This is a genomic window from Thalassobacillus sp. C254, from assembly GCF_001310615.1.
Map to the genome: position 1 here is coordinate 254,999 of NZ_BAXQ01000003.1, position 23,292 is coordinate 278,290.

Genomic DNA, 23,292 nt, shown 5'->3' on the forward strand with positions numbered 1-23,292 from the left:
TAGTGGTTATTCTAAGGAAAAACACACAAGAAGGAGCAGAGGTATGGATCATAAAAAGGAAGAGCAAAACAGCGAAGAAGCATACACGGATTTTGCCAATGTAGAAACACAGAGGAACTTTTTAACGAGAGAAGACCTTATTGAAGGCCCTTATGGGTCTCCGATAAATAGAGACGAGCCAGTAAAAAATAAAACCACTCCATGGGAAAAGGACCAACAATACTACAGCGCCTTCACCTACGAATTTAGAAACCTTCACCAAAATCTTCCGAGACAATTCCCTGGCGCCCATCCACCCCATGACGAAAAAAAGAAAAAGGAAGAAAAACCTTACTCTACTCCCGAATCAGATTGATAGTTATCTAAGAGGTTTTTTATGATGTAGATGAATAAAGCTCCCTCCTTTTGTGAAGCACTCGTATCCTGATTTTTCGGGCTTTATTCATCATCTTCCTCTGAATTGTTTAACGCTTTTAAGAAAATGATTGTTGGAAGCAAAAAGCCCAGGGCGGCCTGCATGAGTGCAAAAAACCTTGCACTTCCTACCGGTACCAGGTCACCGTAGCCCACTGACAGGATCGTAACCCCGCTGAAATATAAAAAGTTTAAAAATGTTGGTTCTGCCGGATCCTCAGTAGGATCATTTATTACTAACACCGTTTCCTGAAAAGACAGCAAATAGTAAAGGAAAGCAAACCCTAACGTAAGCCCTAATAAAACAAAAAACAAATTATAAAATAAGACAGAGTCATAGCCTGCTTTCTTAAATGTCTTGTTTGTGAAAAAATAAAAAAGATTACCAATTAAAAATAAAATTGTTAATAAAATTAATATACCTGCAAACATAGACTCTCTCCCCTTTCCCTACTGCTTACTACCCCTCCCTTTTTCAAAAAAAACGTTTTTCATTTTTTATACCTTATGTGATAACGGGAAATCAAATTGTTCCTTTAGAAAAAAACAGAGCAGCAGAAAATGTTTGATTACTTAGGGGGTCTCTCATTTAACGCAGCAATTGATGAGGTTGGAAACATTAAGGAATCAGGGTAAAAACAAATAAAAGAGTTACAAAAAAGATGGTGCTGCCAAGAGCTTTAGGACACCATCTTTATTATTATTTTATTCATTCTCCAATACGATTCTGCCATTGATCCTGCCATCCCTTAAATTTACAAGGGGCATATTCATTATGTAGCTTTATTAGAAGCCTTTTGAGCTGAATCTGAAATTTCATAGGACTTGAATTTAACCATTGAAATAATGCCTAAAACAGGACCAATGCTTAACAGGCTGAATACCCACTGCCAGCCAACTGTTCCTTGAAGCAAAGGAATGAGGTTTATAGAGAAAATAGTAATAAGAAAACCGATGCACATTTGAAATGTTAAGGCCGTACCCACATACTCTACGTCCGCAAACTCAGAGACAGCTGCCGAAAATTGAGCTGAATCTGAAATAACAAAAATTCCCCAGATGACAGCAAGAGCAAAAGTAAGCCAAAATCGATTGACCAAACGTAAACCCTATTAAAATAGCACACATTCCACTGACTCCCATTGAAATAATGGTTAAATACGCTCTGCCGATTTTATCTGCTACCAGTCCTCCCACTACACAGCCGACTCCACCAGCTATCCCAATAGAAATAAAGGAGGCCAGAGCAATAAACCACGTGCTTACTTCTGTCGTTTGTGCGGTAAAGCTGGCTGTAAGAAACACGGGAAGCCAAGTCCACATAGCATACAACTCCCACATGTGACCAAAGTAACCATAATTCGCAAGCATTACTGGTTTATTTTTGACTACTTTTCGTATTAACTTAAAGGAAAAAGGAGTTTTGCCTGGTGAGCCAGGTGCATCTTTAAGTAAGAAATAAACTATAAAAGCCGCTGTCAAAGCGAGAATCGAACTTGTCACAATAACCATTTGCCAATTGACCGCCAAGAAAAATATAACAATAAAATGAGGAAGAGAAGACCCGAGGGTCAACGCTGCAATCAGGATGCCAATAGCCACCCCTCTTTTTTTGGGAAACCACTGGGACAGCAATTTTACTGCTGTAGGATACACCCCAGCAAGCGTGACACCGGTCAATATTCGAAGTGCAATCCCTATCCACGCACTTTGAGAGAAAATTAACAATAAATTCAATAGAGCCCTGCCAATGCTGATACTGCAAATACCTTTCTCGTATTAAAACGGTCAGCTATACCTAAATAGGAACTAAATAAAGCACCGATCACAAACCCTATAGGAACAGAAGCTGTAACCCATGCTTCTGTAGCCGGGGTCAAAGCCCAGAGATCTCTAAGTTCCTGGACGATAACGGAAGCACTAAACCACAAACTTAAAGCAAATAACTCAGCAACAGCAATTAAAAATAAAGCCCACCACTTTCCGTTTTTCACGAACATCTTCCTCCCCCGGGACGGCAGCTTCTCTTAATAAATTACTTTGTTAAAGTCCAATGTTGTCTTAAAAACGCACGACGCCTTCAGGAAAAGCCTTAGCTGAAGAGACCATGCCTGAGGCATAGAAGATACCGGAATGAATGGATCTCCCACTGGTACCTTTAGGTGTAAATGAACCTCTTTAACAAACATCAACCATAAAGTAACAAAGCCCTATTGTTTAGCCATCGCTATATTTCCATAGTAAAAAGTATAAGGTGTCTTGTAAACCTTTTCAAAATATTCTTACTTTATGTTTCGTAAAAATTTCTATACAATAAAATAAACCAAACAAATTGTGAGGTAATAAAACATGGAGAAATTAAGAGAAAAGAACCTGGAATTTATTAAAGAAATAAAGAAAGAAGATCCTTCTTATTTCGACCGCTTAAAAGAAGGACAGTCACCAGAGTACTTCGTCATTGCGTGCAGTGATTCCCGAGTCTGTCCTTCTGTTATTACCCAGATGCCTTTAGGCAATCTTTTTATTCAGCGGAACATTGCAAATCAAGTAAATGAAAATGATGAAAGTCTTACAGCAAGCTTATATTATGCTTTAAAGCACCTGAAAGTAGAGAAAATCATTATTAAAGGTCATACTGGCTGCGGCGGGGTGAAAGCAGCAGCTGACGGAAATGATGAGCCTGAGCTAAAAGACTGGATTGAAAGCATTCAGAGTTCTCTTCCGGCTGAGAAAACAGACCACTCTCTTGATGACTTAGCAAAGATGAATGTTTTAGCTCAAGTGGAAAAGCTGAAACAACACCCTACTTATATCAAACACGGCAAGGGAGTGCCCGTTATCGGCTGTATGTTCCATGTGGAAACAGGAGAATTAGAAGAGCTTGAAACAGTTATTGCGTCTGCCGGAGATGTAGAAGAAACAATATAATGCAAAAGAAAAGGCAGGAGTTTTCCTGCTTTTTCTTTTTGCCCTTCTGTTGCCTTTTTTCAACAAACTCCCCTATATTTTTTCCACTAACATATTTACTGAATATTTCTTTATATTTACTGCGTTCCATCATCTTCCTGTGATACATTAAATACGACAATTACTACATAGGAGCAAAAAATGAAAAAACAATTGTGGCTTTATATTGCACTTTGCATCAGTTCTTGTTTATTTTTAGTATTTTTTATTTGATGGAAAAAGAGCAGCCGTACCAATGGTTCACTGATGGGAGAAGACATTGCTATTTCTTCAGACGACTCTGCCATTGCTTTTTCCTATTATGTAGATGGCTGCCGCTCAATTTATACGGCAGATCCCAGCGGCTCCATACAGGGGAAGGTCACAGAAGATAAATGTGCTCAGGAACACGCGCCCGCTTTTTCATCCGATGGAAACTATATCTTATATTTAGCGGAAGGTGATCCGTTAGTCAGTTCATTGTTTTTATACTCTAAAGAGGATAGAGAAGTAACCCGTGTAACTGGTGATTCTTTACATGTCAGAGACGCTGTGTTTTCCAGGGAAGGAGATACCGTTTATTTTATAGGAATAAAAGCAGAGGATTGGCTGGCTGAAGAACATGAGGATGCTGGAGGGTTTGATTTATATTCAGTCGATCTAGAAAATAGCGAACTATCGAAGCTGACGAATCGAGATGATTTTCTGATGAATGATTTATCGATAAGTTCAGATAGCAGCTCACTTCTTTTTACTGCTTATGAGGACATGGAAGAAACTATTTTTCTTCACTCCTTAAAAGAAAGTGATCAGGAAACACCTTCTCCATTAGATAACCTGCCATCCGGACTCTATTCTCCAGAACTTTCACCTGACGGAGAATGGTTTGCCTATACCACAGTCACCGATTTAGCCAGTGAAGATATTTATACATATGAATTATTCCTATACAACAAAGAGAGTGGACAAAGCCAGCAGCTCACTGACAGAGGCTTGAATGTAGATCAGCCTACCTTTTTTAATCAAGATAACCAACTTGCTTTTTTAACCCAGAAAAACTGGCCAGAAACACCAGCTAGTTATAAGCTTGAAACGATCCATCTTGACTCAGGGGAAACCAGTCAAATACACCTGGACACATACGAAATTATTGAAAACAATTGGTCTGTTACTCTTATTTTAGATCAAATAGTCAATGATTACACAACTGGATCCCTTTACCTGCTTACGATTCTGTTTATTACTTATGTCCTCCATCAAAAAATAAACGTCCGATTGTAGCTATGTTAGTTAGTGCAGGTCTGGGCGTCATTGTTTATGCAACCTGTTATACGGCTGTTTATCTTTATCCCTGGATGAGTCTTTCTATTTTTACTGTAGGTGTTTTTTTAGCTTTATCTGCTATTGTTGCCGGAACAGCTGCCATTTTTTTAGAAAAGTATAAACAACCACCCCTCTCTAAATAATTGAAAACGAAGGCTCAGCTGTTACAAGGAGCCTTCGTCTTAAGGAGTTGTTCTGAAGAATTATTTTTCCCTTGTATTTTTTTCATGATTGATTTCACTTAACTCCTCAGATAATTCTTCGTCAGTCAAGATGTCTTTTTTTGGAGTCTGTGACAGCCTTGCTTTATTTTTATGTTTGTTGTTTCTTGATTGTCCTCTCGTCATGCTATGCGCCCCTCTTTCTCAAATGTGTGGTTATGGTTTGTTTTGAAAAGACCTGGCTCGTTCCTGAGCTTGCTGAAGCTTTGACATGGCTTCCTCCACATCCCGCTGTTCCTGCTTAACCTGCTGCTGTGCATGAAAAAGCTGCTGTGTCTCTTTTTGTACTTGCTGTTGAGCTTGCAATAATTGATCATTTTCATCCTGCAGCTGCTGATGGGCTTGTTGTACTTCCTGCTGAGCTTGCTGCAATTGCTGTTCTTCTTCATGGTTAAAAGCCTGAATAGTTTGAAGCTGCTGCTGAGCCTGTGCCACTTCCTGCTCTGCTTGTTGGAGAAGTATACTATCCTTTACTTGTTCAATGCCTTCCTGAGCAAATTCAACATCCTGCTGGGCCTGGTTGTAGTTCAAGCTAGCCTGTGTATTTTGCAGAGCCTGCTCAGCTTGCTGTACATCCTGCTGAGCCTGAGTATAATTCATGCTCGCCTGAGTATTCTGCAAAGCCTGTTCAGCTTGCTGTACATCCTGCTGAGCCTGAGTGTAATTCATGCTCACCTGAGTATTCTGCAAATCCTGTTCAGCTTGTTGTCTATCCTGCTGGGCCTGATTATCAAAGTCTTCAATTACATCCTCGAAACTGGCCGTCACTTGAGAACTAGACGCAGTTTGTGTATCTTCAGCTAATTGTTCAGCTTCCTGAATATCTTCCAGAGCAGTGTGCAAGCCTTCCACTTCTTCCTCTTCCTCTACTTCCTGTATAGCTTTTTCTGCAATTTTCTTCAGCTTGTTCTTCAAAATTATCCTTATGCTGATCCATTGAGCAACTGCCTCCCATCCATTATTGGTGTAATGCTTCTTGATAGTTATCCTGCTCATAATCAATTTTTCTATGCTATAAAGCATTGGTTGGATAGGTTTATTGCTTTTTCCTACAACTTTAGAACCCAAAAATATATTCAAGCCAGGTTCTTGGCCGCTGATGATTTGCTTCTTCCATCCTTCTTTCAGTGTCAGCCTCTCTTTGGCCTCCTTCTGGCTGAAATCCAGCCTCCTCACCGTCGATTAACTGCTCTAACGTTCTCTCTATATTAATTAATCCAAATCCGTAGTACTCATCATGACCAGCAGGACCTATATCTTCTGTTGTATTTCTTAGTAATTCCATTACTTCTTCGTTTGTTAGTTCTGGGTTGATTGAACGCACAAGTCCTGCAAGCCCAGCAACGTGAGGACATGACATTGAAGTGCCTGACATAAATACGTATTCGTCTTGAAGGAAGGTACTTGGAATATGCTCTCCAGGTGCGGTGACATCCATGTACTCTCCGTAATTTGAAAAAATTGCTTTCTCTCCACCCTCATTTACAGCAGAAACAGCCAGAACTTCATCAAATGCAGCCGGGTACATAGGTACGTTTGTATTGTCGTTTCCAGAGGCTGCAATCAGCATCACATCATTGTCATATGCATATTTCACCGCTTCATGAAGCATAGAGGAAGGATGTGCATCCCCGAGGCTTAAATTCATTACATCTGCCCCTGATCGGTTGCCCACGTAATCCCTTCAACCAATTCATAAAGTGTTCCTTCCCCGTCATCGTCCAAGACTTTTACAGGCATGATTAAATTATCCCAAGATACACCGGCAATACCTGACACATTGTTTGTAATCGCTGATGCAATGCCAGCTACGTGTGTACCATGCCCGTTGTGATCTTCATAATCATTGTTTCCTGTAAAAGCATTAAAACCGTCCACTAATTTCTCAGCCAAATCAACATGATCCGGATCTACCCCTGTATCTAATACAGCAATGGTTACATTTTCACTTCCCTCTGATATTTCCCACCCTTCAAGAGCCTGGATCATCTCCAAATTCCATTGGTAAGGTCCAAAAAATTCATCGTTTGGAAGAGCTGAGTTTATCTGCTGATCAAATACATAATTGGGCTCTACTTCTGTAATTTCAGGTTCCTTCTTAAGCTCTTCCATCATGTCTGCGGTAGACATTTCCTTGTGCTTAAGTAAATAATACTGGTTACAATGTTTTTCCTCTTCAAATTGTGTATTGTTTTCAAGCCACTGTTGTCCTGCTTCTTCATTGGTGAACTTCACCATTACTTCCCCTTCTTTGTATTCCCTCTCTACTTCCTGTGTCTCTTTTGAATGGACGGAAATTTTCCATCCTACCTCAGGGATGACTTCCTCCGAAATATCATCAGGCACCTCCCCTTCTTCCCACCTGACTTCTGGCTTTTCATCTCCGTTTCCATTTGAAATAAAGAGATTACCTTCACCGTCTGCCACTTCGGCAACCTCACCAACGTACGATTGCACAAATCCAAGATCAATCTCCCCGGCGATCCACTCATCTGACTCTCTCTCATACGCCATTAACATATAGGGAGAGCCTTCCCGGCTGTAGGGATTTGAATAAAAAAGATGTCTATCTATATTACGAGCCAGCACTTCATTACCGGCCGGAGCATAAATATCACGAAGCTTTTCATCTGGGAAATTTCCTGCTTTGTATTGCAGGTCCCCATCTTTAATAAATGCAAACGAATGAAAGTATTTATTTTCTTCGTCCTCTAATTCTTCAAGAAATAACTTCTCCATTTCCGTGCCTTCCTCAACATCTGTCCAGCGTTCCAGCTGTAAAGCCATTTTGTTAATAAACATGGACGTTGTGAATGAAAGATCCTCCGCTAATAAACTGTCCATTTGTGCCTGTATATCTTTCTCGTCAGGGCCTGGAGAATAGCCAGCACCCTCTATATTTTGACAACCAGTGAACAGAAGTAAAATAAGTAACCCGCTAATGTAATGTCTTCTCATTCTCCACACTCCTTACTGATTCTTTGTTTAGAGTGTGCTACTCGTTCTAAAATCAATCCCCTTTTTCCAAATTAACGAACAGAACAAGAAAAAAGCTGAACTTTCACAAGTTCAACTTACCTGTCTTATTATTTTTTTTACGAGGACTACGAGTTGGCTGAACCCTTACTTGTGAATTCAAAGCTGTTACTGGTTTGTCGTTGAAACAATCAACCAATACATTACTGAAAACAAAAACAGAGCTCTCACCGATTGAACAGCCTCCATTTTTATCTGTCATATGCCTGAAAATACACTTTACTCATACAAAGCCGTTATCTCTCTAATCATTTCCAGGTCTTCTTTCTCTCACTTTTGCTTTTTCTAAAAGCAGAGTAATCCTTGTAATAATTTGTTTTCTTTCCGAGTCAGATTGACTATATTCTAATTGGGACTGAAGAACATGCAATTCTTTTTGTTCCTCTTTATTTAAATAGTTATAGTCGTTCACTAGGCATTATATCCTTTCTTCTCCAACTAAAATTCTTTGGCAAAATAAGATCTACCTATATCATACCACAGGTATTTTATAATTAGGCTTTGTTGCATTCTGGCATTGATTTTCGATCTTTCATCTTCCTCTTTCTTTTTGAAAACCCCTGAGAAATAAAAAAAGCTATAGAAGCTGATATGATAGCTGCCAATACAGGATAATCTCTCCTTTCCCCAAAGTTCACTTCAGAACTGGCATACCCAGCTTCGATCATTGCAGGATCAGGAGAATACATAGCTGTAAGAATCATTCCAGTAAGTATTTCTACAGCGATGAAAATAAACAAGAAGGCTGTAAGAAAAATAAAATAGTTTTCATTCTTTTTCACTCTTTCTGTGTTTGGTACTCTCTTTTACCTTAACATAATCATCCAGTGACTTCCTCTGTTGCTGGTCCCATTCGTTTGAATAGACCAGCCCCCTATACTGGTTAAAGTAGTTATCTTTTGGTAGTGTGGGAAGGAGACTATATTTTGTTTCATTTGAGGGGGCTCTTTTTAGTGAAAAGTAACTTATTACAATCTCTTCCCACCATGGAGTTATTGACACAGGCCATGGATTACACTCGCGTAGGTGTAATTATCACTGATCCAGAACTGCCAGATAACCCAATCATTTACGCAAACAAGGGGTTTATAAATGTAACGGGGTATTCCAGGGAGGAAATCATTGGGAAGAATTGCCGATTTCTACAAGGGGAAAAGACAAATCCAGAAAAAATAAAAGCCATGAAAGAAGCAATAGCACAAAAAATATCGATTTCTATTGAGTTGTACAATTACAGAAAAGACGGAAGAGGATTTTGGAACGAGCTAAACATAGATCCAGTCTATGTAGAAAAAGAGGACAAGTATTATTTTGTAGGCGTTCAAAAAGATATTACACAAGAAAAAGAGTATAGAGAAAGCCTTCAAACCTATTTAGAAGAAATTAATATGCTGTCAACACCTCTTGTCCCCATTTTAGATCATGTTTATGCTATGCCGTTAATCGGAAATGTGGACAAGGAAAGGTTCACCATGATCCATAGCACCATTACTCAGTCAATATATGAATCAAGCATAGAAACCCTTATTCTTGACCTTTCAGGCCTGAACAGTTTTGATGAAGACGTAATCAGTGAAATCTTTTCCTTTCACAAATTACTGAATCTGCTTGGTACTGAGCTGATCGTTACCGGGATTACTCCTCGACTTGCTTTAACTTCCCGAAAGCTTAATTACGATCTGACAACACTGCAAACTTTTGGAACAATTAAAGATGCAATAAAAGAAAGAAGAAGATAGGGCTATCTTCTTCTTTCTTTTATTATTGAAACAGCCTTTTAATATTAATTACAGAAATATATTTTGTTATAAAGCTTAACAGTTCCGCTTTTACCGAAATATCCAGTATTATTTCCTCAACCTTTATATCTCCTTCGCCCATAGGAGGAGTATGATCAACTTGTATGTAGCTGCCTTCTTCAAAGTCTGTGTCATTATGATCTTTAATATCTTTAGAGAAACGCTCTTTAATGGCCGTGAAAATTTCATTTAAATTCTCTACTTTATAAAAATAGGATTTACTAGGATCTCCATTTTCATATGTCCACACATTTAAATTATTCATGGATTATCCTCCTTTTCTGTCATCGTGATGAGTATAATTACACCCTAACAAAGAATAGGAAGAAAATCTATTCAAGACAAAGGCCTGCGCATTTGTAACGCAGGCCAGATTAATCTGTCCCTTATAGCTTTACATTGTCTTCCTGGTTGGTAACAACGACCAGAACCTTCCCCTCATCAAGCTCTTCTTCCAGCTCGGCAGCTTTTGACTCTTCAATTCCAATCTCAGCCATTTTCGACCTTAGTGCGTCACCAGCTTTTCTGAAGACATTTTTTGTTGAAGTACCCAATCCTGTTACACTGGGCCCAATTTTACTGGCATCTGTTTCTTTTTTCATACGCTTAGTATGACCTCGGTCGTGAGAAAGGACAAAAATATCATCATCACTTACACCGTTGCTTTTAAGCTCTTCGATCGTATCAATCACATTTTGGTCGTTTTCAAATAGCTTATAATTCGGTTCCATTGATATCGCCTCCTCGGAATTTCGATACCCTTTTCACAAGCTTCTAAAACCGGAGAATGAGATGACAATGAGCAAGATAAATGGAGACGCATAAACTAAAGCAACTCCGTCTTTGATGAACCTCCCTCTCCGAAACAATAACTTTCAAAGAGACCAACATTTAGCATACCCTCTGGATTATACCTGGTTAATAAAGGGGAGAGAATCCAAAAGTGAGCAACTGGAGATACAAAAGAACCATTTCAAAAAACAGGCCAGTTGGAAATGTATGGTTAGTTTACCATCCAAAATTAAAGAAACACGGGTATTTTAAGTACTACATCCTTAAGCAACACTCACAGTGGCCCTCTGGCAGCCAACGAATATATCGCATATCAGCTTGGAAAAGAACTTAATTTACCGATGGCTCGAACAAGATTAAGAGTGATTCACGGTAAGTCTGGTGTTGTCTCGGAACGAATAAAAAGAAGGAGGTTATACAACTGGAAAGATTTAAACAGGCGCTATTCTAATGTTTTTTCTAAGCTCGAGCACCCTTACCTGCTATTAAAGATGTTTATTTTTGATGTTTGGCTTGTTAATATCGATAGAAACAACCGTAATATTATTTTGTACCGTAAAAAAAACTCAAGGAAATATAAATTTTATTTAATTGACCATGGGTTAACAGGGTTTGGCTCGTTTACCTGGAAACATGTTAATTGGGACAGTTCCTACTGGGAGGATATAAAAAGATATAACAACCATTACTTGACAGGACTGAGGAGGTATATTAAAAAACATCAAAAAAAGCTATGGTCATATGTCAGGGAAATACAATCATTCCCAGATTTGAAAGTGAGTCAAATCATAACGAAAATCCCTTCAGATCTATTAACCGAACACCAGAAAAACATTTTGATCACTTTTCTTGTCCAGAGAAAGCACCGTCTGCATACGATAATAGAAAGGTTTGTCAGATAGATAACAGATATGAGGATAAGGAATAGCGGAGCTTTTAAAGTATAGGACTAAACGGCAAGTGAAGAAAACAAAAAGCTGACTCAGAATCGATGTTTCTTGGAGTCAGCTTCTTCTTTTTCAATATTTCCGTAATGATTGTATTTCCAGTTTACCTGTTGACCTTTCTTGCCCGATCTTTTGCGATAAAGCCATCTTACATAAACAAAGAAAGCCAGAACGACAAGGGCAAGAAAAACAACTGACAGGCAAATAACAAGCAGGTACTTAAAGTCAGAGAAACTACACCATCAAAGACAAAAATGCTACCACTCCTTATCTGTGTCATAGTGGCGGCTGCGACAAGCTGGAAATAGTTAAGTAGTCAGTCTATAGCCACGTAAGTCACAATTTAATGAGTATAAGTGGTGTGACTGTTCCAATGTGGTCACCTTACGTGAGGTATTCCTTTATCAATCAGTCTCTAAACTTTGCCTTTTTCATTTTTCTCCCTTTATAACAGAGTGACGCCTGAAAAACATCTTCCTTTCTGATAGATTGAACAGCGGAAATGGAGATGAAAAGTCTTCTTCTGATGCTTGGGATTCCTTATATTTTCCTCTCTTCTTGGCAACGATGAGTACAAACTTAACGATGTTTGGAGGACAGGAAATGCTCTTTATCTTCGACCTTATAAAAATGGCTGTAAAGATAAGAAAGCTTACTTTGTTTTTAGTAACGATTGTCTTTTTCATTGCCAGCTCCTTCATCATTCACTGGCTCGAACCAGCTACCTTTCCAGACCCCTTTATAGGCTTTTGGTTTGTTATGACGACGGTAACTACGACAGGGTATGGGGATTTTGTCCCGGAAACGACGATTGGAAAGGTGTTTGGGATATTTTTATATTTTTTTGGGATTGCCTTATTAGGAATAGTCATAGGTAAAATTGTTGAAAGCTTTGGGATCTACCGAAAGTTAAAGGAGGAGGGAAAGTTGACTTATAACGGGCACGGTCATTATGTCATAGTAAAGTGGTCAAATAAAGCCAAACATACAATGAACGAAATTCTTGAAATTGATGAAAAAGCAAAAATCGTCCTTATCGACTCTTTATCTCAATCACCTTTTGAACACGAAAGACTTTACTTTGTACAAGGTAACGCCACAGACACAGAAGTACTTGATAAAGCAAATGTGTTAGGAGCCAAGGCTGTCTTAATTTTCACGCAGGATAACGAGGTAAACCACGTTAGTGCTGATGGCACCTCATTGCTGACTGTTTCGGCAATTGAAGGCTATGCAGCAGAGAAAAAGAAAGACATTTATACTATTGTAGAAATACTTAAAGAAAAGCATATTCCTAATTTCAAACATGCCAACGTAGATGAGTTTGTCATTGCTGATGAAGCACTTTCCGATTTAATGGCTAAATCAGCCGTAAATAAAGGATCCAGTAGATTAATTATGAACCTGTTGAGCAGAAAAAGTGGCGTTGATATATGGAAACTGCCAGGCATTCCTCCTGGACAACCTACAATGACGCATTTGATGATCTTAAAAGAAAAGGAGCGATTTTAATTTCTGATCGAAATGACTTTACCATTGTCAGTAAGCTGTCCAAATCAATACCAGAGGATGCAGAACTCTTCGTCATCTGCAGCAAGGATACCCTCAAAAAGCTGAAACAAGGTACGAAGGAAAATGATTGGTAGACAATCTCCTTTTTTGCCATTCATTAACTTGCCTTAAGGGGATTTTGTTTGTTCTTGCGTTCCCTTTCGAAGAAGACTCTTTACCTAATGCCAGGATAAATATCATGCCGATAATGCAAGCAGTTCCTATCCATTGAAAAAGTCCAAATGGTTCTTGTAACCAAAAGACAGTGGCCAAAACCGCTGCTAAAGGCTCCAGGCTTCCTAAAAGGCTTGTTTCTTTAGGCAAAAGGCTTTGTAAACTCTCAATATAAAACCAAAAGGCAATCATTGTACCAAACAGAATAACAAAACCTAAATAAATATACCCTTCAAGAGTCAGACTACCTTCGCCCATTTGCCAAGGGGGATGAATGGTGCTTAAGGCAACTCCTCCGATAAACATGGCCCATCCTACAATGACAAGGGAATCAAATTGCTTTAACAGGGGAACAGCGTACAATGTATAAAAAGCTAACGCCACACCCGAGAGCACGCCCCAAATAATAGCAAGAGGAGGTACTGCTAACTGAGATATGGAACCATTGGTTAACAGAAAGAAACATCCTCCTAAGGCTAGCGAAACCGTTAGGATGTCTTTTCTGGTTAAAATCATTTGCCTGCGTAACAGTAAATAAAAAATAATCATAACGGGAGCTAAATATTGTAATAGCGTTGCTACTGCTGCGTTACCATGGTGAATGGAAGCCATATATGTATATTGCACTGCAAGCATCCCAAGGAGTCCGAAGATGATTAATGGTAAAGCCGTTCTTCGTTTTTTCCAAACACCAATAATTTGTGCTCGGTCTTTCAACAAATATTGAACAGTCAATAACAACAAACCAGCAATAAGCAACCGTATTGCAACAAGCCAGTTCACATCAACAGAGTATTGTTGAAAGAGTTTCTGTGATACTGTGCCGCCAAGCCCCCACAATGTCGCTCCTATGATAACAAGAAGCAGTCCTGTTCTTCTCTTCGGTCTATTCATTTCCGCTCCCCCACTTATCTTTTATCCATTATATTAGGTAAACTAAACTTACCATAAACTGCTTTTTAAACAACAGGCTTTGTTCATTATTGCGTTAAACCGGTAGGAAAACCTAGAGAAGACCTTATATCGAATTCCACTTTAGCCTATTTATAAAGGTACAAGATAATTTGATTATTTGACTGCATAGAATGATATTCAACTATGGCTGATTGCCTATATAGGGAGGCTGATTCATGAGCCTTATTATGTGAACTCTCACTACTCATATGGTGACGGATATGAATATACTTCAGACTTATTGAACGCACCTCAAATACAGGAACAATATGCTGACCATGAAAGACAATTTATACCGCCTTTTGGACCTCCTGGACCACCTGGACCGCCCAGACCACCTTTTGGACCACCTGGACCTCCTGGGCAAGCTGGGACACCAGGCGCCCCAACCTCACCACCTCCAGCATTTACCCCCTCTCCACCAGCAGAGATTGGAGCATTTGCAGTTGACCCGGGAGCGATTCGTCGATGTTTGTTTAGGTACACTTACGTATGGCTAACGAATCGACAGCAGTTTTGGTTCTACCCGGTGTTTGTAGGAAGAACGTCTGTTGCAGGGTATCGCTGGACCGGATTCTTCTGGGTTTATTTTGGAATAGACTTAAGACGGATATCTTCATTTCAATGTGTCTAAATGAATTACTGGATGCGAACAGAGGGATTTTTTGAATATCCCTCTGTTTTTTCTAGAGTCCTTTTCCCACTATGCTTTTTTCCCACCTTCAACCTGAATCACAATACTAAAATTCAGGACTGGCGCTGCTTTTTTCATTTTTGTTTTTACATAAGGATGGCAGGGGTACAATATGAGTAACTTACTTAAAAAAAGGAGAAGGAGCAATGAGCACCAAAAAAATGAACGAGTCACGCGTCGTAAAGACCGACTTGGTCCTCCCAAACGATACGAACAATCATAATACTCTTTTCGGCGGAGTATTAATGAAGCACATTGACGGAGTAGCTGCGATTTCTGCCAGACGTCACTGTCGAATGGAAGTTGTCACGGCTTCCACAGATTCCGTTGACTTTTTGGAACCCATTAAACCGAGTGATTCCGTGTGTTTGGAGGCATTTGTCACCTGGACAGGAAGAAGCTCTTTGGAAGTTTTCGTAAAAGTTATTGCAGAGGACTTGCTGGCAGGAGACCGGCGTATCGCCGCCACAGCCTTTTTTAACTTTTGTAGGCTTGGATGAAACCGGAAAACCGTCTGCAGTGCCCCAGGTTACACCTGGGACCGATGAAGAGAAAAAGCTTCATGAAATGGGAGAGGAACGAGCAAACGTGAGAAAAGAAAGGCGCAAAAAAAGCAAGGAGCTGGCTTCCTTTCTCACTTTAAGAAAACCGTGGGAATAAAAAGCTTTGACCCATAAAATAGTTATAACAGTTACAGAGACAATGGCTTTCTCTTATTGATCAGGCCTTCTTCTTAAAAAATAAGCTGCAGCAAAGCTAATCCCAACAAGATTAAGAATGACCATTATAATATTATAAGCAGTGATGTCTCCCCCAATCAGGGCAAACAAATAACGTATTAAATTAAAAAAATAATGATAGCAAGAATGATATATAAAACTTTAGATTTAATAGTCGCTTCTCCTTTCATGAGGGTTTTACAAAAAAGATTAATATGTATCCTATATAATTACACTTCTCTCCGTCGTTGGGCAAGATAATAATTATAAATGGTTTACTAAATTATTAATAGTAATTCTTATTTCATTACTAAAAGCAAAGAACATGAGTAGCGAAATTACAATGAGTAGACTTACATCATAATTACTTTTTTTCTTTCTTAGGTTCTTTCATGTTTGTTTCCCTCCTACCCTTTATCGTATCAAAATAAGGTCATAAAAAAGTACTTACATCAAATTCATGTAAGTACTTTCAGATTGTAAAGTAACCCGTTTCTTATCACCCTGTCAGCATCTGCTGTCACACTATTTTAGAATCATCTTTACCTCTACTTCTTTAATCTCGTAAGACTCTTTAATTCCCATTTCCTTTGCCATACTTTGGGCTTGTTCTTTTAAGAAAAACATTCTTGCTTCATCAAGAGTGTTTGTGCGGCCTGCCTCGGTTACTTCCCCTACGATCGACAGCAGCCCGTAAAATTCCCCATGTCTCAAAAACATTCCATCCTTAAATTGAATCACATACTTGGAACCTTGCTTCCCCATCGAACTCCCCCTTTAATTTACTATTCTGAAAAATACTGACGTACTTTTACTGCAAGCAAACCGTTTCCTATTCTTTTTATTTTACACCAAAAAAATAACAATACATACAGGAAACAGATTTTTCCATAGGATAAAAAGAAGTAATTGGAAACTAGGTTGTGTTAAGAAGCTAGCATTAAGGACAAAGAAACCCGAACCATTTATTACAGTGGTTCGGGTTGTCTCTAATGCTGTTCATAAAGGAAGCAATTGTCACCTCCTTCACTAAGACCCATTGAAGACATCCGGTAAAGCTAAATAATATTATTATCCCTTTATCTTTTTGGAGGTATATCTTTCATACTTCTTACTTTAATGATGCCCTTCTTGGTGTGATTCATTATTTTGTCTAGGTAATGTCTCGCTGTCTTCTTCCGAAAGTGAGCCAACAATAAATTGTTTAGTCGGCATCACCTTAGATTCACTCGTATTTGCCTCTATCTTTACAAAGTATAGACCTTCCTCTCTAATCCTCGTCTTCATACTATAGAGGCCATTACCTTCATAGTTGGATTGATAGGAATGCTTTTGTTCTCTTTCTCCATTCTTCCAAATAAAAAATTCTATGTCTTCCACTTCTGGTACATGCCCATCAAATTGTGTAACCAGAGCTTGAACGCCAAATACTTCATTCGCATCTATATCATCCGGTAAATCTATTTCTATTTCCAATACATTTTCTTGTCTATAAAGCTCTTCTGTACCCTCATTTAGTGAACAGCCTATAAGCACCAGAGAATACACAGTTACTAAAAGCCACAGAAGAATTTTCTTTTCCATGTTATCACCTTACGCATTAAAAAATTTCTTCAATCTATCTATCCTCTTTATAATAAGCCAATCAATAAGCAAGGCAGCAGCAAGGGATAAGCCAAATAAAGGGAAAATCATACCCATTCCTATCATTGCCACAATAAACCATCTTGCCATAATTCTTTCAGGTGGTTTAGGAGCACCTATATGATTTTTAGGTTTTCTTTTCCACCACAATATTCCGCCACTTACGACAACCCCGCTTATTCCTAAAGAAAGCAGTAATAATATAATTTGATTAATTAGACCATATTCAAGGCCTTTATGAACGGTGATCCCCCAAGCCATCAGTTTGCCAATTGGCTCATAGTGATCATAACGATAATCAGCTAAAACTGCCCTGTATATTGATCAATATGTATGGTTGCTTCATCTTCTGCTTTAGGTGGAAACGCTGATAATGTATAAACTCCTTCTTTTGAGGATGGATAGATCACTTCATAGGTTGGATGGATATTCATTTCATTTGCCGTTCGAACGACATCATCTATGGAAACGGGAACATATCCATTCATATCTGAAGCAGGAACTGGTAAATTTTGAGCTGCCCATGGGACATCAGCTACCTCTTTTGTTTTAACATTACTTTCTGGAGGACTTCCTACCCAAACAGACGGCGGATATCCCACTCCACTATTTGTTGCCAGATTTTGAGCCATCGTTCCCCAAAGCCCTGTCCATAATAAGCCAGTTAGAATTAAAAATACTAAACCACCTGATATCCAAAAACCAGGTACAACGTGCAAATCTCTGATTACTATTTTCTTTCCTTTTCTTACCCTTGGGATGAGTACCCCGAATAAAGTGTTCTTATTTTTAGGCAGCCACATAAACATTCCAGTTAAAATTAAAACCAGGGTCCAGCATGCTGCCAGCTCTACCAAGCGGTCTCCAAATGTCCCTAACATAAATTCACCATGTAAATCCTTAATAATAGTGGAGAACCTCTGGTGCTCAGGCTGCTCTCCTATAACAGACCCGTTGTATGGATTTACGAATACAATCAGGTTTTCATCCTGTAATGAAATATGTACTTCTGCAGAACGTTCTTCAACCTCACCTGGGCGATATCTTGTAATATTTGCATCTGCATAATGGTTTAACACTGAGTCGATTTGTTCTGATGGTGCTATACTTTCGCCCTCTGCTTCGACCTGGTAATAATCTGCATACAATCTCTCTTCTATTTGTGGAGTAAATAAATAAATGATTCCGGAAATAGTTAGTAAGAAAAGTAACGGTGCAATAATTAGTCCAGCGAAGAAATGCCATCTCCACATGGTGATATAAAACGATTTTGCCTTTCTCTTATTCATATTTTAATCCTGCTTTCTACTAAATAAAAGCTAGTTTCTAAATCTCCGTCTAAGAATCTTCAAAACTCACATTCTACATTATATCACGGTAAATTTTAAGGAATTCACAGGTAAAATAAGTCTCTTTAACGTCCCCTTTCATGCCATGTACGGAGGGTGGTTCGTAATTCCTGTAAGAAAAACCACTCTACATTCTTTACAAAATCTTAACCGTAGAGATTTTTGTTTTTTGTTACAATATCATTAAACGATATCGGTAATTGATTAGAAAGGAGATAAAATGCTAAGAGATTTTTCCTAGGAACCATTAAGATTCATATGTTATATCACGCTTCAAAAGAGCCCATATATGGTTCTTACATGATCGAAGAACTGAAAAACCATGGTTATGATATCAGTCCCGGGACGATTTATCCTACTCTTCACCAGCTTGAAGAAAAGGGTTATTTAAACAAGGAAGAAAAAAGTGGTCAGCGGAAGAATTCGAAAGTACTACACCACCACAGAAAGTGGTAACAACTTACTTGAAGAGGCAAAGAAACAAATTAGAGAGCTGGCAGAAGAAGTCCTCTATGAAAACAAGGAGTGAAATAAGATGGAGAAACAAAAACGAGGAACACTGCTGGAAATTTTAGGAGTCTCCACCAGGTTAGGCTTCACTTCCTTTGGCGGTCCTATTGCACACTTGGCTATTTTCATGATGAATATGTCAAGCGAAGAAAATGGTTGGACGAGAAAGCCTACGCTGACTTAGTTGCACTTTCCCAATTTATCCCAGGTCCTGCCAGCAGCCAGGTTGGAATCGGGATTGGGGTAATGCGTGGGGGCTTGGCTGGTGGAATTGTATCCTTTCTTGGCTTCACTCTTCCTCAGTTATTGCCCTTGTCCTCTTTGCCTTTCTGTTGCAAGGGTTTGATATAGGAAATGCCGGCTGGATTAATGGCCTGAAGATCGTTGCTGTTGCGGTGGTCGCTCACGCCATATTAGGGATGGGGCAGAAGCTGGCTCCCGACCGAGAAAGAGCAACCATTGCTATAGGTACGCTCATCCTTGTCCTCCTCTGGCAAACCGTATACAGTCAAGTTGCTCTAATCTTGTTAGCTGCTGTCATCGGTTTATGGCTATACCGAGGAACAGAGAAAAAAGATGTTGAAGACATGCCTATTCCACTTACATACCGTTTTGCGTCCATTTGTTTAGGATTGTTTTTTGGATTACTCATCCTTTTGCCTATCCTTCGTCAAATATTTTCCTTTCAGTGGCTTGTCTTATTTGACAGCTTTTACAGAGCCGGGGCTCTTGTATTTGGCGGAGGCCACGTTGTACTCCCCCTTCTTGAAAGAGAGGTAGTGCCTGCAGGATTAGTAGGCGAAGAAGCGTTCTTAGCAGGGTACGGGGCTGCCCAGGCAGTACCTGGACCCCTGTTTACCTTTGCTTCCTATTTAGGTGCAATATCTGATGGCTGGATGGGGGCAATGGTGGCAACAGCCGGCATTTTCCTGCCCGCCTTCTTACTCATTCTTGGGACGCTTCCCTTCTGGAATGTCTTGAGGCAGAATCGAAGAATTCAAGGGGCGTTGTACGGGGTCAATGCAGCTGTTGTCGGTATTCTTGCAGCAGCTTTATACCATCCTATCTTTACTACCGCCATTCAATCCTCTGTGGACTTTGCCTTAGCCATTGGTTTATTTGGCCTGCTTGTCTTCTGGAAGCTTCCGGCCTGGATGATTGTGATCATAGGAGCAGCAGGAGGTACAATGATTCAGTTAATGTTTTAATAAAAAGTTGTAAAGAAAGGGAACCTCCTCTTTAGTAGATTCCCTTTCTTTTGGAACTACCGCTGCCCACTATTTCCAAAAAACAATTTGAAAACCACTTTGCTTTGTCATTTATACTAGTACAGACATTGTTACTTCTCCCTTTTTTCCTCCCAAAGCCGTAGACGTTCTTCATGACTGACCTCTTTATGTACTTGGTGCAGCATCCAAATATAACCAAAAGTGTCCATGAATATGGCGTTTGATACCCCGTAGTCAGAAATCTCAGTCACGGGCTGCACCTCTGTACACCCTAAATCCATCGCCTTTGCATAGGTTTCCTTAATGTCCGGGACAGTCACATTCACCCAACTAGTTTTAGGATCGTCAGGTGTGGGTGCGATCAAATGGAATTCTGGATTTTCATCTAACATATGAAATTGAACGTCGTATAGGATAAAAACGGCCTCATTTTCACCACGAGGGAAGTTTGAAACCTCCACCCGCTTGACGTCAAATATACTTTCGTATAACTCCAATGCTTTTAAGCTGTCTTTGACAACCATATTAATTTCTACACCAACCATCGTAAACACACTCCTTTGTCCAACTTAATAAATATCCTGTACATCACTATGCTTTCCAGTTTTAAAAATTCCATTTGAAAAAATATGGTAATATAAACTTACTAATTGATGCTTACCGAGGCAAGCATTTCAAGGCAAAGCCGCCAGTGAAAGTATAAAATCTTTTGTATTTTTAGTAGGAAGCCTTACAATTACGAGATTGTTCTATTGTCCATCCTTCCTTTCAAAGGCCCTTAAACCACTCCATCCCTCTTTAAAAATCTTCGTCTCTTCAAATACCTGCAAAGGATATGTAACACAACTTTACCTAAGGAGGTGAAAACATGAGTGAGGTGCAAAAATATTAAATAATATTTTTATGTGCGGCGAGTCAGATGTTATAGAGATAGCTAATCAAGAAGATATCAAATATATTGTAGACCTTCGGGTTGAAGCAACAAAAAGCATTATCCAAGACCCTCAAGTGATTTGGGCTCACTTCCCCCTTGAGGATGGCAAAGAAAACCAAGTAGAGATGCTAAAACAAGCAATTGATTTTGTAAGCCATGCTTATGAACAGGGAAAACAGGTGATTCTTCATTGACGCGGAGGAAAAAGCCGCACTGGCAGTGTGGCCGTAGGTGTACTATTAAAACTAGGCATAGCAAATTCTATTGAAGAAGGAGAAGAAATGGTAAAACAGGTTCGTCCTCAAGTCTCTCTTCATAAAGAGTTTAAAAAAGACTTACAAAAACTCTATAACTTATAACATAAACGAAGATCAACCTCACCAGTTGATCTTTTTTCCTTTCGATTTCTTTTTCCTTTTCAGCAAAACCGTAATACATTTTGAAGTATTGGAATGTCTGACGGAAACGGTATTAAAAAACTGACTCAATAACGATGTATCTTTGAGTCAGTTTCTTCGTTCTCAATATAATGTAGTCAGTGTAACGGTGACTATGCCATCAAAAAGAAAAATCTTCCCTTCCTTTTAAAAAGCGGGACATAGACATGTACCTTATCTATGTCCCGCTCCTTTTGCTTTACAAATACATGAGTAAAGAAGTTGCAATAGTAAAGTAAATAAGCAAGCCTAAAATATCGTTGACCGTCGTAACAAAAGGTCCTGAGGCAATGGCAGGATCTAATTTCAGTTTGTTAATAATAAGGGGAAACAAAGCTCCAGTGACGGTAGCAATACTTAAAGATAAAAAGATGGATACGGCTACGACACCCGCTAAAACCAAATTCCCGTACAGTATGGTAATCAACCCGACAAGGACAATAGCACACGATAAACCTATTAATACTCCCGTAGAAAATTCTCTTCGGATGGTCTGCCATAGTCCTTTCTTTTCAAAGGATCCTGTAGCAAGGCTTCGAACAACAACAGCAAGTGACTGTGTTCCCGTGTTTCCAGCAGAGTCCATAATGAGTGGAATAAATGCTGCCAGAATAACAATCTCTTCTAACGTTCCTTCAAACTGATCAATCACACCTGCCGTAATCATCCCAAAAACATCAACAAAATAATCCAGGGTGCCCTTTTTTTGCTGCTTCAAAAGCAGAGAGATTGACATCAGTTGCTCCTCTCGTGGCGGAGATTTCACCGATGTCTTCTGTGACTTCTTCCTCGATAATGTCGATCACATCATCGACTGTCACAATACCAACCAGGCACCATCGTCAGTTACGACAGGAGCTGCAAGCAAGTCGTACCTTTGGATAAGCCGCGCTACTTCCTCCTGGTCAGTGGTGACTTTCGTTGAAACGACCCTTGTTCCCATAATATTCTCCACTTTTTCCTCTGTAGGAGAGACAATAAGGTCTCGCAAAGACACTACGCCAACCAGCTGATCTTCCTGATTGGTAACATATAAATAGTATACCGTCTCTGCATCTGGCCCTTCCTTTCGTAAAAACTCAATAACATCGCTTACTCGATTATCGGCTTTTACCGCCAGAAACTCTTTTGTCATGATAGCTCCAGCGGTTTCTTCAGGGTAAGAAAGAAGCTCTTTGGCGTCAGCTGCTTCTTCCTTATCCATTGCAGTTAAGATAGACAAGCGCTTTTCTTCAGGCAGTTCTCCAAGAAAGTCGGCAACATCATCTGAATACATGTCGTTCAGCATATCAGCGATGTAATTATCATCTAATTCGCGACTCACCCATTCCTGTTCAACAAACTCCATCCCCTGAAATATTTCGGCAAACTCTTGAGGATGTAGATAAGCATATAGTCGTTTTCTTTCTGTCTGATTTAATGTGTGAAAGATACTTAACTGGTCTGTTGGATGAAGCTCCAAAAATTGATCCCGAAATTGAGCTTCATCTTCTTTTTGTAACAAGTCAATCACATGTTCTGCGTATTCTTGACGAGAACGTGAATCAAGCTTTTTCATGCCATGCCCCCTAACTTCTTTTTTACTCCCTGACCAACCAGCGAAATGAAAAAAAGTACTT

At 39.4% G+C, this 23,292-nt stretch carries 31 protein-coding genes and 3 pseudogenes; 14 read left to right on the plus strand and 20 right to left on the minus strand.

The genetic code is table 11. The features are described from left to right. Positions 1 to 43: 43 nt before the first annotated feature. The gene (locus tag JCM19033_RS05845; protein WP_054635604.1) at positions 44 to 355 is read left to right on the plus strand and encodes a hypothetical protein; all 312 of its coding nucleotides are present in this window, start codon (positions 44 to 46) and stop codon (positions 353 to 355) included. Between the two features lie 83 nt (positions 356 to 438). Here JCM19033_RS05845 and JCM19033_RS05850 read toward each other — a convergent pair whose 3' ends face one another. The 4 genes from JCM19033_RS05850 to JCM19033_RS27205 form a co-directional block, all read right to left on the minus strand. Continuing rightward, complete coding sequence (locus JCM19033_RS05850; RefSeq protein ID WP_054635605.1) at positions 439 to 846, minus strand: potassium channel family protein; 408 nt, start codon at positions 844 to 846, stop codon at positions 439 to 441. Positions 847 to 1,187: 341 nt separating this feature from the next. Further along, a complete protein-coding gene (locus JCM19033_RS27195) occupies positions 1,188 to 1,400 on the minus strand; it encodes a hypothetical protein (protein ID WP_306301243.1) in 213 nt (70 codons plus the stop codon). Positions 1,401 to 1,419: 19 nt separating this feature from the next. After that, positions 1,420 to 2,151 (minus strand): MFS transporter, encoded by a 732-nt coding sequence (locus JCM19033_RS27200; RefSeq protein WP_306301244.1) that lies wholly within the window; start codon positions 2,149 to 2,151, stop codon positions 1,420 to 1,422. Beyond that, the gene (locus tag JCM19033_RS27205; protein ID WP_306301245.1) at positions 2,148 to 2,408 is read right to left on the minus strand and encodes a hypothetical protein; all 261 of its coding nucleotides are present in this window, start codon (positions 2,406 to 2,408) and stop codon (positions 2,148 to 2,150) included. Before JCM19033_RS27205 ends, JCM19033_RS27200 begins: the two co-directional genes overlap by 4 nt. Positions 2,409 to 2,763: 355 nt before the next feature. On the opposite strand from JCM19033_RS27205, the gene JCM19033_RS05860 reads away from it, so the two are divergent. The 3 genes from JCM19033_RS05860 (at position 2,764) to JCM19033_RS24095 (ending at position 4,826) form a co-directional block, all read left to right on the plus strand. After that, positions 2,764 to 3,342 (plus strand): carbonic anhydrase, encoded by a 579-nt coding sequence (locus JCM19033_RS05860; protein ID WP_054635606.1) that lies wholly within the window; start codon positions 2,764 to 2,766, stop codon positions 3,340 to 3,342. Positions 3,343 to 3,627: 285 nt separating this feature from the next. Then, complete coding sequence (locus tag JCM19033_RS05865) at positions 3,628 to 4,641, plus strand: PD40 domain-containing protein (RefSeq protein WP_054635607.1); 1,014 nt, start codon at positions 3,628 to 3,630, stop codon at positions 4,639 to 4,641. A gap of 2 nt (positions 4,642 to 4,643) precedes the next feature. Continuing rightward, the gene (locus tag JCM19033_RS24095) at positions 4,644 to 4,826 is read left to right on the plus strand and encodes a hypothetical protein (RefSeq protein WP_198153416.1); all 183 of its coding nucleotides are present in this window, start codon (positions 4,644 to 4,646) and stop codon (positions 4,824 to 4,826) included. Between the two features lie 60 nt (positions 4,827 to 4,886). On the opposite strand, the gene JCM19033_RS23205 is transcribed toward JCM19033_RS24095, so the two are convergent. From JCM19033_RS23205 to JCM19033_RS05885, 5 genes and pseudogenes are all read right to left on the minus strand, one after another. Then, positions 4,887 to 5,030 (minus strand): YfhD family protein, encoded by a 144-nt coding sequence (locus JCM19033_RS23205; RefSeq protein ID WP_157049753.1) that lies wholly within the window; start codon positions 5,028 to 5,030, stop codon positions 4,887 to 4,889. Between the two features lie 30 nt (positions 5,031 to 5,060). Further along, complete coding sequence (locus tag JCM19033_RS05870) at positions 5,061 to 5,927, minus strand: hypothetical protein (protein ID WP_198153417.1); 867 nt, start codon at positions 5,925 to 5,927, stop codon at positions 5,061 to 5,063. A gap of 34 nt (positions 5,928 to 5,961) precedes the next feature. Further along, positions 5,962 to 7,862: pseudogene (locus tag JCM19033_RS05880) on the minus strand (S8 family peptidase). A gap of 322 nt (positions 7,863 to 8,184) precedes the next feature. Beyond that, the gene (locus JCM19033_RS23210; RefSeq protein ID WP_157049756.1) at positions 8,185 to 8,352 is read right to left on the minus strand and encodes a hypothetical protein; all 168 of its coding nucleotides are present in this window, start codon (positions 8,350 to 8,352) and stop codon (positions 8,185 to 8,187) included. A gap of 82 nt (positions 8,353 to 8,434) precedes the next feature. Further along, complete coding sequence (locus tag JCM19033_RS05885) at positions 8,435 to 8,722, minus strand: hypothetical protein (RefSeq protein ID WP_054635611.1); 288 nt, start codon at positions 8,720 to 8,722, stop codon at positions 8,435 to 8,437. Between the two features lie 171 nt (positions 8,723 to 8,893). Between JCM19033_RS05885 and JCM19033_RS05890 the strand changes: the two genes are divergently transcribed. After that, a complete protein-coding gene (locus JCM19033_RS05890; RefSeq protein ID WP_374701199.1) occupies positions 8,894 to 9,679 on the plus strand; it encodes a PAS domain-containing protein in 786 nt (261 codons plus the stop codon). A gap of 22 nt (positions 9,680 to 9,701) precedes the next feature. Here JCM19033_RS05890 and JCM19033_RS05895 read toward each other — a convergent pair whose 3' ends face one another. Then, the gene (locus JCM19033_RS05895; protein WP_054635612.1) at positions 9,702 to 10,004 is read right to left on the minus strand and encodes a hypothetical protein; all 303 of its coding nucleotides are present in this window, start codon (positions 10,002 to 10,004) and stop codon (positions 9,702 to 9,704) included. A gap of 121 nt (positions 10,005 to 10,125) precedes the next feature. After that, complete coding sequence (locus JCM19033_RS05900) at positions 10,126 to 10,470, minus strand: general stress protein (protein WP_054635613.1); 345 nt, start codon at positions 10,468 to 10,470, stop codon at positions 10,126 to 10,128. A gap of 402 nt (positions 10,471 to 10,872) precedes the next feature. Here JCM19033_RS05900 and JCM19033_RS05910 point away from each other — a divergent pair, with 402 nt between their 5' ends. Both JCM19033_RS05910 and JCM19033_RS05915 read left to right on the plus strand, forming a co-directional pair. Beyond that, positions 10,873 to 11,433, plus strand: coding sequence for a hypothetical protein (locus tag JCM19033_RS05910; RefSeq protein ID WP_054635615.1), 561 nt, complete (start codon positions 10,873 to 10,875; stop codon positions 11,431 to 11,433). 534 nt (positions 11,434 to 11,967) lie between these two features. Next, a complete protein-coding gene (locus JCM19033_RS05915) occupies positions 11,968 to 12,990 on the plus strand; it encodes a potassium channel protein (RefSeq protein WP_054635616.1) in 1,023 nt (340 codons plus the stop codon). A 93-nt stretch (positions 12,991 to 13,083) separates the two neighbouring features. Here JCM19033_RS05915 and JCM19033_RS05920 read toward each other — a convergent pair whose 3' ends face one another. Further along, entirely contained in the window at positions 13,084 to 14,097 is a 1,014-nt protein-coding gene (locus JCM19033_RS05920; protein WP_054635617.1) for a DMT family transporter, read from the minus strand. A gap of 301 nt (positions 14,098 to 14,398) precedes the next feature. On the opposite strand from JCM19033_RS05920, the gene JCM19033_RS21980 reads away from it, so the two are divergent. Both JCM19033_RS21980 and JCM19033_RS05925 read left to right on the plus strand, forming a co-directional pair. Continuing rightward, positions 14,399 to 14,791, plus strand: a complete 393-nt coding sequence (locus tag JCM19033_RS21980) for a hypothetical protein (protein WP_083465288.1) — start codon at positions 14,399 to 14,401, stop codon at positions 14,789 to 14,791. Positions 14,792 to 14,997: 206 nt separating this feature from the next. Then, positions 14,998 to 15,511 (plus strand): annotated as a pseudogene (locus tag JCM19033_RS05925) (acyl-CoA thioesterase). Between the two features lie 584 nt (positions 15,512 to 16,095). Here JCM19033_RS05925 and JCM19033_RS05930 read toward each other — a convergent pair. From JCM19033_RS05930 to JCM19033_RS05940, 4 genes are all read right to left on the minus strand, one after another. Then, positions 16,096 to 16,335, minus strand: coding sequence for a hypothetical protein (locus JCM19033_RS05930; protein ID WP_054635618.1), 240 nt, complete (start codon positions 16,333 to 16,335; stop codon positions 16,096 to 16,098). A 351-nt stretch (positions 16,336 to 16,686) separates the two neighbouring features. Beyond that, positions 16,687 to 17,154: a FixH family protein gene (locus JCM19033_RS05935; RefSeq protein ID WP_054635619.1), complete on the minus strand. Its 468-nt coding sequence runs from the start codon at positions 17,152 to 17,154 to the stop codon at positions 16,687 to 16,689. 9 nt (positions 17,155 to 17,163) lie between these two features. After that, positions 17,164 to 17,475, minus strand: coding sequence for a PepSY domain-containing protein (locus JCM19033_RS27210; RefSeq protein ID WP_306301246.1), 312 nt, complete (start codon positions 17,473 to 17,475; stop codon positions 17,164 to 17,166). Positions 17,476 to 17,516: 41 nt separating this feature from the next. Continuing rightward, positions 17,517 to 18,503, minus strand: a complete 987-nt coding sequence (locus JCM19033_RS05940; RefSeq protein ID WP_306301247.1) for a PepSY domain-containing protein — start codon at positions 18,501 to 18,503, stop codon at positions 17,517 to 17,519. A 360-nt stretch (positions 18,504 to 18,863) separates the two neighbouring features. On the opposite strand from JCM19033_RS05940, the gene JCM19033_RS27985 reads away from it, so the two are divergent. The 3 genes and pseudogenes from JCM19033_RS27985 (at position 18,864) to chrA (ending at position 20,281) form a co-directional block, all read left to right on the plus strand. Beyond that, entirely contained in the window at positions 18,864 to 19,019 is a 156-nt protein-coding gene (locus JCM19033_RS27985) for a PadR family transcriptional regulator (RefSeq protein ID WP_374701200.1), read from the plus strand. Next, entirely contained in the window at positions 18,970 to 19,092 is a 123-nt protein-coding gene (locus JCM19033_RS27990) for a hypothetical protein (protein ID WP_374701202.1), read from the plus strand. Before JCM19033_RS27985 ends, JCM19033_RS27990 begins: the two co-directional genes overlap by 50 nt. Positions 19,093 to 19,098: 6 nt before the next feature. Beyond that, positions 19,099 to 20,281 (plus strand): annotated as a pseudogene (gene chrA / locus JCM19033_RS05950) (chromate efflux transporter). 131 nt (positions 20,282 to 20,412) lie between these two features. Here chrA and JCM19033_RS05955 read toward each other — a convergent pair. Continuing rightward, positions 20,413 to 20,847, minus strand: coding sequence for a VOC family protein (locus JCM19033_RS05955; protein WP_054635620.1), 435 nt, complete (start codon positions 20,845 to 20,847; stop codon positions 20,413 to 20,415). A 358-nt stretch (positions 20,848 to 21,205) separates the two neighbouring features. On the opposite strand from JCM19033_RS05955, the gene JCM19033_RS05960 reads away from it, so the two are divergent. Both JCM19033_RS05960 and JCM19033_RS24100 read left to right on the plus strand, forming a co-directional pair. Next, complete coding sequence (locus JCM19033_RS05960) at positions 21,206 to 21,430, plus strand: hypothetical protein (RefSeq protein WP_054635621.1); 225 nt, start codon at positions 21,206 to 21,208, stop codon at positions 21,428 to 21,430. A 27-nt stretch (positions 21,431 to 21,457) separates the two neighbouring features. Continuing rightward, positions 21,458 to 21,595 carry a hypothetical protein gene (locus JCM19033_RS24100; protein WP_198153418.1) on the plus strand — a complete coding sequence of 46 codons (138 nt, stop codon included), beginning with the start codon at positions 21,458 to 21,460 and terminating at the stop codon, positions 21,593 to 21,595. 277 nt (positions 21,596 to 21,872) lie between these two features. Here the strand turns inward: JCM19033_RS24100 and JCM19033_RS27215 are convergent, their stop codons facing one another. From JCM19033_RS27215 to JCM19033_RS27225, 3 genes are read right to left on the minus strand one after another with little or no spacing between them, the layout of a single operon-like run. Further along, positions 21,873 to 22,391, minus strand: a complete 519-nt coding sequence (locus JCM19033_RS27215; protein ID WP_306301248.1) for a magnesium transporter — start codon at positions 22,389 to 22,391, stop codon at positions 21,873 to 21,875. Next, entirely contained in the window at positions 22,351 to 22,494 is a 144-nt protein-coding gene (locus tag JCM19033_RS27220; RefSeq protein ID WP_306301249.1) for a hypothetical protein, read from the minus strand. The genes JCM19033_RS27215 and JCM19033_RS27220 overlap by 41 nt, the downstream gene beginning before the upstream one ends. After that, positions 22,491 to 23,231: a magnesium transporter gene (locus JCM19033_RS27225; RefSeq protein WP_306301250.1), complete on the minus strand. Its 741-nt coding sequence runs from the start codon at positions 23,229 to 23,231 to the stop codon at positions 22,491 to 22,493. Before JCM19033_RS27225 ends, JCM19033_RS27220 begins: the two co-directional genes overlap by 4 nt. Positions 23,232 to 23,292: the final 61 nt, after the last annotated feature.